Raw genomic sequence first — 10,875 nt, 5'->3', positions numbered from 1 at the left:
GCTCGGGCTTTCGGCCAGGCATCGTTGTTAAGCGGGACGGCGCACGCGCCCTGTCCCTTGCAGGCGTTCTCGCCTGGCTTGGCATGACAGCCCCCTTGTCCCTTGCAGGCGTTTTCGCCCTGGCATGTGTGCTTCTGCGCCGTGGCGCAGGAACCCGTCCCGGCGCACGAATTCTTCTTGTCGGCGCCCTTGCCCTTGCAAGTATTTATCCCGCGACAAATGTGCGCGTCGCCGAGCATGGGGTTCTTTTCGTCGGCCGCGAACAGCCTTGAATTGAGCGCTCCAGCCCCCAACACCATGCCTCCCAATGCCGCTCCGGTCAGACGCTGAAACTCACGACGATTTAGTTCGGACTTGTCCATGATGATTCTACTCCGGGTGGGGTGAGTTGAAACGGAAACAGGCCGCCCGCCGAACGCCGAAAACTACGGTTAGTTTATGCTGCCCACGATCGGAAAGAAAGCGACTACTTCGGACTTTTTGCTACCTTTTAGCTGCCGATCATTTTCTTCATCTTCTCCCAAGGCTGCGTGTTGGCCACGTCGGCCTTCGTCAATCCGGCTCGACGCGCTTGCAAAATGCCGAATCGCAGCACATCGAGCCCGACCGTGCTATGGGCGTCGGTCGAGATGACGATCGGCACGCCGTGCCGCCGGGCCGCCATGCAGTGCACGTCATCCAGATCGAGTCGGGCCGGGTTCGAGTTCAACTCCAGCAGCTTGCCATGCTGTTTCGCGGCCTCGAACACGGCCTCCAGATCGACCTCATAAGGCTTGCGGCGGTTGATAATCCGGCCGGTCGGATGGGCGATCGCGGAAACGTGCGGATTGGCCAAGGCATCGACGATCCGCTTGGTGATCTGGGCGGACGATTGGTTCTGGCCATAGTGGACGCTGGCCACCACCCAATCCGCCTCCGCCAGCACATCGTCCGGCAGGTCGAGTCCGCCGCGCTCCAAGATATCGACTTCCACTCCCTTGAGCACGCGGAAGCCGGTGAGCTGTTCGTTGAGCGCGTCGATCTGTTTCCATTGCTTGCGCAGCCGCTTGCCATCGAGACCGTTGGCCATCGACACGCGCTTCGAGTGATCGGTGATGGCGATGTATTTCAGACCGCGCTCGCGGGCGGCGGCGATCATTTCCTCGAGCGACCCCTTGCCGTCGCTCTCGGTCGTGTGCATGTGCAGATCGCCCTGAATGTCGCGCACCTCGACGAGCTTGGGCAGCGGCCCGGCCTTCGCCCACTCGAACTCGAACCGCGCTTCCCGGGTTTCCGGGGCGAACAGCGGCAAATCGAGCGTGGCATAAACCTCTTCCTCGGTGCGCCCGGCAAGGTACTCGAGCTTCGAGACAGTCTGAGAACCGCCCGCGGAGAGGGGGACAGTCCCCTTTTGTTTCCGACCACCTGGCGATGGTGGCCGCTCCACAAAAGAGGACAGTCCCCGGCGGTTTTCGGATTCATCTTCCTCCTCGTGAGCGCCGCGCGGCACGCGAAAGACGCCGTACTCGTTGATCCTCATCCCGCGGTCCTTCGCCATGCCGCGCAGTACGATGTTGTGCTGCTTCGAGCCGGTGAAATAGAGAAGTGCTGCGCCGTACGATTCGCCCGGCACGATTCGCAGATCGACCTGCAACCCGCTCCGCAGGCGGATCGACATCTTCGTCTCGCCGCGGCCGAGCGTCGCTTCGATATTCGGAAACTTGGCGAGCCGGTCCATTACTTCGTTCGGATCGGTCGATTCGACGACCACATCCAGATCGCCGATCGTGTCGCGCCCGCGGCGATAGCTGCCTGCCATCTCCATCTGCTTGATGCTGCGGCAGGGGCGCAGATGGGCGAGGATCGCTTGAGCGAACACGTCCGCGTCGGCCCAATACATCCGTTGCGATTCGGGCGACTCGGCCAAGGTCATGCCGGAGAGGATCGCCGCCTCGGTCTTGGCGCCGAAGCCCTCCAACTCTTGCACGCGATGCGTTTCGCAGGCGGCTCGCAGCTCGGCCAACGTCTTGACATCCAGTTCCCTAAAGAGCTTCGCCGCCTTCTTTGGCCCCAGCCCCGGAACGCGCATCAACATGAGCACGCTCTCGGGCACCTGGCCGCGCAGCTCGTCGAGCATCGGCAGAGTGCCGGTACGCACGAGCGTTGTGATTTTCTCGGCCAGATCGGCGCCGATCCCGCTGAGGTCGGTCAGGCTCCGATCATGATTGGCGACGATCCGCTCGACCGGCTCGGATAGATCGTGCAGCGTCCGACCGGCATTGCGATACGCGCGCACGCGAAACGCATTCGCCCCCTGGAATTCCAGCAGGTCGGCGATCTGCTCGAAGGCACTTGCGATTTCGGAGTTGGTCATAGGAAGAGGCCGGGGGCCAGAGGCCGGGGGCCAGAAAAGCATGCCGAACGAAGGTCGGCACTACGAGGAACGTCAGATGTTCCCAAGATTCCCAAAAAAGGCATAACACTCGATCTCCGCGCGCCTTCTGGCCTCTGGCCCCCGGTCTCTGGCCCCTACGTGTGCAATTCCACCACGTCCTTATCGTGCATCACGTGGTCCCTTTTGACAACCGTCCCGTCGTGGACGCCGGTTCCCCAAATCTTGGCAAACTTCAGATGCTCGGCGAAATCCTTGCGAACCAACTCCGCAACATCTTGCAGTGTATGGCCGCGGGGGATCGTGAAGGGACGCTCGAAATCGGCTTCCTTTGCCGTCGGCAGCTTCGTGTAGACGCGTATCACGTCGAGGGATTGAAAAACGGCGCCGCGCAATCGCTCGAGACCCTGGCCGTGCGCGGCGGAGATCGGAAGCTCGGGAAACTCCAAGGGACATAGCTCATGCAGCATTTTCAGCCGATCGGCGGCCTCGGGAAGATCGATCTTGTTCGGCACGAGCAGCGTAGCCGTGTACGAAACGCCGAGATCGTTCTCGTCGAGACGCGAAATCTTTCCCAGACGCGTTTTCGTCTGATTCAGCCGATCGAGCAATTCTTGCAGTTGGTCGATGCCATCGTCGCTCCCCAGATCGACCAGGAGCAGCGCCAAGTCGGCGCCGCGAATCAGTCCCTGCATGTACGACTCGAGATAATCGCGCGTGATCGGCGGCGTGTCGATCATCTGCACCATCACGTCTTCCCAGGGCATCATGCCGGGAAGCGGCGCGCGGGTCGTGAAGGGATACGGCGCGATTTCCGGTTTGGCCCTCGTAAGCGCGGCGATCAACTGGCTCTTGCCACTGTTGGGGCCGCCAAGCACGATTGCTGTCCCGGCTCCTTGCCGAGGCACGCGAACGCTTTGGCCTTTGTGGGCCGTTTTGCGCTCGGCGTCCAAGTCCTTCTTCGTGCGGCTGATCTTCTGCTTGAGTTCGGACTGGAGCTTTTCGGACGCCTTGTGCTTCGGCATCTCGCGATACATGATCTCCAACCAGTGCAGCTCCTCCTCGGTCGTCGCCGCGCGACGATACTGCTCCTCAGCCTTGTGGTATTGCGGAGTGAGATTGGTGGCCATGCCGTGATTATTGACGATCGACGGCAAATAAAAAACCCATTCTGCCGCATCGGCAGAATGGGTCGCGTGGGTCTCCGAACGCTGGAGTTCGGCGATCAGTTCATGGGAGCCGCGATCGGGCTATCGGGCCGCGTGCCAGGCATCGCCATCGCCGGCTTCCGCCGCCGGCGCGACCCCCATTGCCGGGCGGACCGTCGAGGCGGTTGTCACGCGGGGCCAATTGACCGCGGTGTACGACCAAGGTCGCATGATCGGCATCGACGTTGTCCGGCCTTCCGGCTCCGAGTATTTGAGGATTCCGGTTGAATTCGCCTTGGCCGGGTCCTTGCTGTCCGGAATCGGCGCTTGCTTCGGAGCTTCCGGCGGAGGGTTACTACTGTCGGCAGGTTTCTGCACCTGCGTTGATCCTGACCCCGTTGCCGACGAGTTGCCCGAATTCGGCAGCGTCGGCGCACCGGTCGACGCGCCCGCGCCGGGCGAGGAAGGCGAGCCAAAGTTCACCGGTCCTGGCGACACATACGACGGATAGCCGTTGTAATAGCTGCTTATCGGTGGGTTGGTCGTCGCGGCGGACGGTGCGGTCGTGGAGTAGCTCGGCGAGTAATACGTGGTCGTCGAACCGGCCGCCGGGGGCGCATAGTAACTCGTCGTGGCGGACGGCGCGGGCGCGTAGTAGCTCGAAGTCTGCGGCGCGTAGTAGCGTGTGGTCGCAGGCGCGTAATAGCTCGCCGTTTGCGGCGCGTAATACGAACTCGTTGGCGGGCCCGCCGCCGAGGCGCCGCATCCGCAGCTTGGCGCCGGCGCGGCGACCGCAGGCGGCGCGTAATACGCCAATGTTGGCGCGGCACAGGCACCCGTCGCGCACGACGAGCAAGTGGAACACGGACAAGCCGGCGCGACCGGCGGCATCATTACCGTGGTGATCACCGGGCGATATGTCGTGTAGGGAACCACCACCGGCCGCTGCACGTATGTCGTCACAGGCGCGAGCGAAGTCACTGGACAGCCCGTGCAAGGATCGGCGGTCGTAATCGGCCGATAGCTCGTCACCGCAACCGGACTATAAACGGTGCGGTAACTTGTCTGCGGCACGTAATTCACCTGTTGCAGGGCGGGCGCGGCCGGCGCCGCGGGCGCGAAACAATGGGTCAACCAGCACGCCTGCGTTTCGGCAGGAAGCGCCAGCGTGAGCGCGATGCACGAGATGGCGAGAATCGAACGATTTTTGAATGGCGACATGACGACACTCCGCGAGAAGAGGATAGAGATGCTCTCTGTTTGTTAGACCGGTGGGCCCCGGTCGTGTCAACGAATCTCTGAAGTCAAAACGCAATTTGGAAGAAGATTAGTTCTGCGCTGCTGCTGCTGTCGGCGCAAAGTGCGCCGCGCAGCTAAACGGCGCGAGCCACCGATTGGCAACGCGCTCCGCAATGCTGGCGTGCGCCGCCGAGCGATAGCTTGTGCAAGTGTAGTTTGCGATTGCACGCACACGGCAACGCGGCGGCAGGATCGTAGCGGAATTCACGAGAATTCCGTGCCCGAACGACAGCGATCGAGGGCCGAATTCCGGCAAACTCAGCTACGGCGCAGGCTGGCCGCGCCAGCGGAGAAGAGACGAATCGTCGGCGCAAAGCCCGCAATCCCTACAATCGCGCCAACTCCATCCGGGAGCGGATCTCGTGCAAATCGTAAAGCGCGAACAGAGCCTCGCGCACGTTCTCGCCATGAAATGAATGCGCTCGGCGGACGTCGGCGGATGAAATCAGTTTCCAGTTATCTTCCAACAAGTACTCGACCACCAGCTCGAGCAATTCGCAACTAGCACCCGTTCGATACAGCTCGGGAAGCCGCGTGGGGTGATGCGAGGTGACGAGCAGCCCACAACCGTCGCGGCGACAGTGCCGCTCGAGCCGCCAACGATTCCACACGCTCAGTTGTTCGTAACCGTCGACAACCAGGACCGTACCCGGATTCCACGGCTGCGAGTCAAGAAACGCTCGCGGCAATGATCGTTCACCATCATGCAAACCAGCGCTCACGATGCGGCGACCCACCCGATGCAATTCGGGCCGCAGCGATTCCAAGAGCGTCGATTTGCCGCTTCCATGCGGGCCGATGATCGCGCCGCGCCAGCCGAAATCTCGCAGCCGCGCGACAAGTCGCGTTGCATCGACCGACCGCGGAAACAGAAACGGAATCGCCCCAGGGCGCACGTATCGCGTTGCGAACGGGTTGACTGGGGGACTGTTCCCTTTTGTGCTGGCATCGTCGCCGCGATGGTCGTCGGAACAAAAGGGGACTGCCCCCCTTTCGGCCCCCGTTTCGGCCAGCCGTTCTTGGACAGATTCTGAATCGCTGAATCGAGTCATGGCAAGACCGCCTGGGCGTAGGGCACTTCGCCTAATTGAAATCCGCGCTCCCCGAGGAAATCCTTCCCACTTTGCAAGAACACCCGCACCCGCACGCACCAACGAATCTTCACCAGCACCCCCTCGTAGCTCAGCGGGCTATTGGGCAGCTCCGTTTGAAAGCGGCGCAATTCGTGCAGACTGGTGGCAAGCATGTCTTCGGCCGTGAGCCGCTCGAAATAATGAACGGCGAGGTCTTCGTCCCCCTTTCCCTCGGTGTACCACAGCACCGACAACTCCACCGCTCGAATCTCAGCCGGATCGATCGCATCGATCTGATATTCGCCGCGCAGCGTTTGCCCCGGTTGATGAACTTGTTGGTGCCTGTCGAGCGTAATGCTGATCAACGGCTCCATGATATCAAGTACAAAGTACGAAGTGCGAAGTACGAATAAACCACGAAAGCTGGACCTGAAGACGCAACCTGGTCGATCGTTCTTTCCCCAACGATTATAGCCCAATCGCGGCTCCTATTTCGCACTTTGTACTTCGTACTTCGTACTTATCGCCGCCGGCCTGGGAAACACGACGATCGGAAAGCTCCGTTCGTATTTGGGCCAGCCGCCGATCTCGCCGCGAACGACGAACTTCCATTGCACCTCGTTGTGGTCCGACGAGAAGGAGTGCATCGCGTCGGCGGGGATCTCGATCCGGCACTGCTGCTCGAACGGCATCCCTTGAGGAATCTCGAACTTGCGGCGATCGAACACGCGCTGCCGGCACACGCGCCGCTGCTCCGTGCGAGTGTCGGTCCCTTGCCGGTATGTCGCCTGCTCATCGCATACGAGATCGACCTCAAGCGAATCGATCATCAGCCGGCCGGCCTGCGAGAGAAACAGATCGTAATGCCGGCCGGGGAGCAACGGATGATCGGAGATTTCCAGTTGCGTCGGGCCTAGACCGGTTGCGATCAGCACCTGCCGGACCAGAAAGTAAATCATCCCCAGCCCGACGAGCAAGAACGGCAATGTGAACAGCAACAGCCACCAGTTCGTCGGCGACGGGGTTTCCATCGCCTCGCCGCTCGCTCTGTTCGGCAGGGCCATCACAACGAATCCCACGACGATCCCGTTCCAGCAGAAACAGATGAACGTCGCTGCAAGCAGCTTCCAACCCCGCACCGTATTGATCGGCAAACGGTATTTAAGCCGTGTGCCGGGGCTGTTCGTGAGATTGGCGTCGCGCGGCACATGCGGATAGTCTTTGGCCAGCGGGGTCGATTCCTCGAACAGTTCCAGCCGCGCGGCCAATTGCGTCGCCGCCGCCAAATGCTCCGGCGACTTTCCCCAGTGCAACAGCGCAAAAATCAGCCCCGCGCCGCCGATGATGATGAACGAACCGGGAAGCAGCAACAGCGACCAGAGCCAGCCGCTATAGCCGCGCACGACGACGGCCGTCGCCGGGGCCTTCGGGTCGTACCAAACGTCGCAGGGCGTGGCGATCTTGAATTGATCGATCTCCGCCTGCCGCGACTCGCGATTGCTCGAATAGGCCCAAGGAGAATCGAACGTAATATCGAAGGTCAACGCTTCGTATTGCTTCTCGCCGACTGCGTACCGAATGAGAATCTCGGCGCGGTAGCTGGTGCCATCGAGCCCCGGCGTTTCACCGACGCGTTTTTCGAGAACGGTCCCGGTTGTCTGCACGAAATCGTGATTCGCCCGCCACTCGGGCAGCACCGGCATTCGCAGCAGCAGCACAAGGAACACGCTGCCCAGCGCGAGAAAGAAGACGAACACGACCGCCTCGCCCAAGCTCCCCCAAGCGCTGGAGCCAGTGCGGCGATGGCCGCGCTTCTTGCCATACATCCGAAACGAGCGGGCGGCCACGACGATCCCCGATTCTTCGCCAGCGACAGACTCGCCGCCGGCCCCACGGGCTGCAAACGAATCGGGGGCGGATCCTCCGCGCAAGCCCCGCACTCCGATTCACAGCCCTTGAGTTTACCGTCACTCGGGCGGCGAAAAAACGGGTGACCGGGCACAAAACGCATCGCCCGCGACTGTCCGGCCGCAGACGGAGGGTATCGCTGGCCTACGAACCGCCCCCGCGCTTAAACGCCGACGGTTTCTCGCTTCGTCTTGCGGTAGAAGCCGATCCGCTCCAGCGCCAAATAGACCTCCTCCAGCGTTTTCTCGCCGAAGTTGGAGATGCTGAGCAGGTCTTCGCGGGTCGAGTGCAAGAGATCGTTCACGGTGAAGATGCCTTTTTCTTCAAGGCAATTGGTCGTGCGGACCGTGAGGCCGATCTCGGCCGTGCTCATTTCGAGTCGCTCTCTTAGATCCTTGGCTTGCCCGGCGACGTGGTTCAAAGGAATGCGCGTCACGACTTGTTCCCTCCCTGGGTACGTTGCAGAGTCCTATGCTGCGCGAGAGAGAAGGCTGAAAGTTGAGCCGGCGAGATCCCTTTAGCCGTTGCCGGACTCCCTTCCAATATCTCCTGTCCACATTCTCGCGGAGCTTCCGATGAGGTCGTAGTATATCAATCCGCGCCGTTTTGCCTACCTTTTTTTCTGTCGGTGCGAAGAATTGAAGTGCTAGCAGCGATAGCACTTAAGCGCGGAGCCGACTTGCTCTATCATGCTGATAGAAGGTTCAATAACAGCCGCAGAAGGACGCCTCATTGGAACACCTATTGGAATCACTGAACCCACCGCAGCAGGAGGCGGTCCGGCATGGAGACGGGCCGCTGCTGATCCTAGCCGGACCGGGGAGCGGCAAGACGCGGGTCATCACGCATCGGATCGCCTATCTGCTCGCTCGCGGCGTGCCGAGCTATCAGATTCTCGCCCTGACCTTCACGAACAAGGCTGCGGACGAGATGAAGCGCCGCGTAGCGCTCTTGGCCCCTGGGGCGAACGTTTGGCTGAGCACGTTTCATCGCTTCTGCGCCCGACTGCTGCGGCAATACGCGCCGCTCGTGGGGCTGACCGAAAACTACACGATCTACGACACCGACGACAGCCACAAAGCGCTGCGGCACACGCTGGAAGCCCTCGACCTCGAACTCACGCACGTCACGCCCGAGCGCATCCAGGCGGCCATAAGCTGGGCCAAAAACCATCTAATCGCGCCCGACCAGTACGAGCCGCGCGCCGGCAGCCCGCTCGGCCATATCGTTGGCCAGGTCTATCCGGCCTATCAGGCGCGGTTGCTGGCCTCGAGCGCGGTGGATTTCGACGACCTGCTGTTGCATATTGCCACGCTGCTGCGCGAGAACGCCGAAGTGCGGCGTCACCTGGACGCCCGCTATCGCTACATCCTTGTCGATGAATATCAGGACACGAACCTGGCGCAGTACATGATCGTCCGGGCCCTGTCGGCCGATTATCCGAACCTGGCGGTCACCGGCGACCCCGACCAATCGATCTACGGCTGGCGGGGAGCGAACCTGAACAACATCCTCGATTTCGAGAAGGATTTCCCGCACGTGCAAGTCGTGCGGCTCGAGCAGAATTACCGCAGCACGCAGCGAATCCTCCGCGTGGCCGATCATCTGATCGCCCACAACGTCAAGCGCAAGTTGAAGCGGCTCTTCACGGAGAACGACGAAGGGCGGCCGGTGCGACTGGTTACCTATGTGACGCAGAAGGTCGAGGCCGAGGCGATCGCCCAGCGGATTTCCGAGGATGTGCTTGCCGGCCGGCGGCGGCCGCGCGATTTCGCGATTTTCTACCGCGTCAACGCCTTGTCGCGGTCGCTGGAATTCGCCCTGCGCGAATTCGCTGTTCCGTATCAGATGGTCAACGGACTGGAGTTCTATCAGCGCAAGGAGATCAAAGACATCCTGGCCTACCTGCACCTTCTGAACAACCCGCGCGACAACGTGGCCCTGCTGCGGATCATCAATACGCCGCCGCGGGGAATTGGCCGCTCCACGATCCAGCAGCTTGTGGACCACGCCGCCCGCCGGGGCAAGCCGCTGCTCGACGCCGCCCGCGAGGCGGGATTGATCGAGTCGCTCAACAAGCGCGCCGCCGTGGCCGTGGCCAAGTTCGTCGCGATGTACGACCGCTTGTCGCTGTCCAGCACCGGTTCCGTGCAGGAGATCATGCGGCAAGTGCTCGCCGAATCGGGCTATCAGCAGGCGCTCAAGGATTCCGACGACGAAGCCGATCAGGAACGGCTGGCCAACATCGAGGAATTGATCACGGCCGCGCACGAGTTCGACGAGCAGAATCCGGGAGAGAACCGGCTCGAAAACTTCCTCGAGCAGGCCTGCCTCGTGAACGACACCGACGCCTGGGAGGCGGACGACGACCGCGTGACGCTGATGACGATGCACGCCGCCAAGGGTCTGGAATTCCCCGTGGTGTTCGTGATTGCCGTGGAAGAGGGGCTCTTGCCGCACGAGCGGAGCCGGCAATCGCCCGAGGAACTCGAGGAGGAGCGGCGGCTGCTGTTCGTCGGGATCACGCGGGCGCGCGAGGAATTGCACCTGAGCCTGTCTCGATATCGCGATTTCCGCGGCGCGCAACGGATGTCGGTCCCCAGTCAATTCCTGCTCGAGTTGCCGCACGAAGAACTGGAATCGGCCGAGATGCTCTTCCCCGATCCAAGCTGGGGCGGCCAGCAACATGAAGCTGACGACCACCACGACCAGCGCCATCACCATGAGGACGACGGCTCGATGGGCGACGACACCGAGGCGGGCGGCTCGGCCGACATCGAATTCAGCCCGCCCAGCCTATCGCGCATCCGGCTAACGACGGCCGCGGCGATGGTCGAAGAACCGGTCGCGCCGGCGGCCGCCAAACAGGCCATCTCGCCCGATCAATTCGAGCAAGGCATGGTGGTGCGGCATCCTGACTATGGCCTCGGCAAGATCATCGCCATCGGCGGCACGGGCCCCAAACGCGCCGCCACGGTCCTGTTCGCTTCAGCGGCCGGAGATAAGAAATTCCTCCTGATCCACAGCCAACTCGTGCCAGCAAAACCAGGATGAGCCAACGCGGACGCCTATCACC

At 61.8% G+C, this 10,875-nt stretch carries 9 protein-coding genes; 1 reads left to right on the top strand and 8 read right to left on the bottom strand.

What is annotated here, in order from left to right:
* The 8 genes from VGY55_19760 to VGY55_19725 form a co-directional block, all read right to left on the bottom strand.
* Positions 1-362, bottom strand: a 362-nt coding sequence (locus VGY55_19760) for a hypothetical protein (protein ID HEV2972220.1), incomplete at its 3' end; no start/stop codon positions are given.
* A 128-nt stretch (positions 363-490) separates the two neighbouring features.
* Positions 491-2,353, bottom strand: a complete 1,863-nt coding sequence (locus VGY55_19755) for a PHP domain-containing protein (GenBank protein ID HEV2972219.1) — start codon at positions 2,351-2,353, stop codon at positions 491-493.
* Between the two features lie 155 nt (positions 2,354-2,508).
* Positions 2,509-3,501, bottom strand: a complete 993-nt coding sequence (locus VGY55_19750; protein ID HEV2972218.1) for a GTPase — start codon at positions 3,499-3,501, stop codon at positions 2,509-2,511.
* Between the two features lie 120 nt (positions 3,502-3,621).
* A complete protein-coding gene (locus VGY55_19745; protein HEV2972217.1) occupies positions 3,622-4,740 on the bottom strand; it encodes a hypothetical protein in 1,119 nt (372 codons plus the stop codon).
* Positions 4,741-5,144: 404 nt separating this feature from the next.
* Positions 5,145-5,870, bottom strand: a complete 726-nt coding sequence (locus tag VGY55_19740) for a hypothetical protein (protein HEV2972216.1) — start codon at positions 5,868-5,870, stop codon at positions 5,145-5,147.
* The gene (locus tag VGY55_19735; protein ID HEV2972215.1) at positions 5,867-6,265 is read right to left on the bottom strand and encodes a hypothetical protein; all 399 of its coding nucleotides are present in this window, start codon (positions 6,263-6,265) and stop codon (positions 5,867-5,869) included. The genes VGY55_19740 and VGY55_19735 overlap by 4 nt, the downstream gene beginning before the upstream one ends.
* 114 nt (positions 6,266-6,379) lie before the next feature.
* Entirely contained in the window at positions 6,380-7,822 is a 1,443-nt protein-coding gene (locus VGY55_19730) for a DUF3592 domain-containing protein (GenBank protein ID HEV2972214.1), read from the bottom strand.
* A gap of 140 nt (positions 7,823-7,962) precedes the next feature.
* A complete protein-coding gene (locus tag VGY55_19725; protein ID HEV2972213.1) occupies positions 7,963-8,235 on the bottom strand; it encodes a DNA-directed RNA polymerase subunit alpha C-terminal domain-containing protein in 273 nt (90 codons plus the stop codon).
* Between the two features lie 308 nt (positions 8,236-8,543).
* On the opposite strand from VGY55_19725, the gene VGY55_19720 reads away from it, so the two are divergent.
* Positions 8,544-10,853 carry a UvrD-helicase domain-containing protein gene (locus VGY55_19720; GenBank protein ID HEV2972212.1) on the top strand — a complete coding sequence of 770 codons (2,310 nt, stop codon included), beginning with the start codon at positions 8,544-8,546 and terminating at the stop codon, positions 10,851-10,853.
* The last annotated feature ends 22 nt before the right edge of the window (positions 10,854-10,875 follow it).

It is taken from the genome of Pirellulales bacterium, from assembly GCA_035939775.1.
In the GTDB taxonomy this organism is placed as follows: domain Bacteria; phylum Planctomycetota; class Planctomycetia; order Pirellulales; family DATAWG01; genus DASZFO01.
The sequence above is the reverse complement of the archived record's forward strand: the minus strand, read 5'-3'. Positions and strand labels throughout refer to the sequence as shown.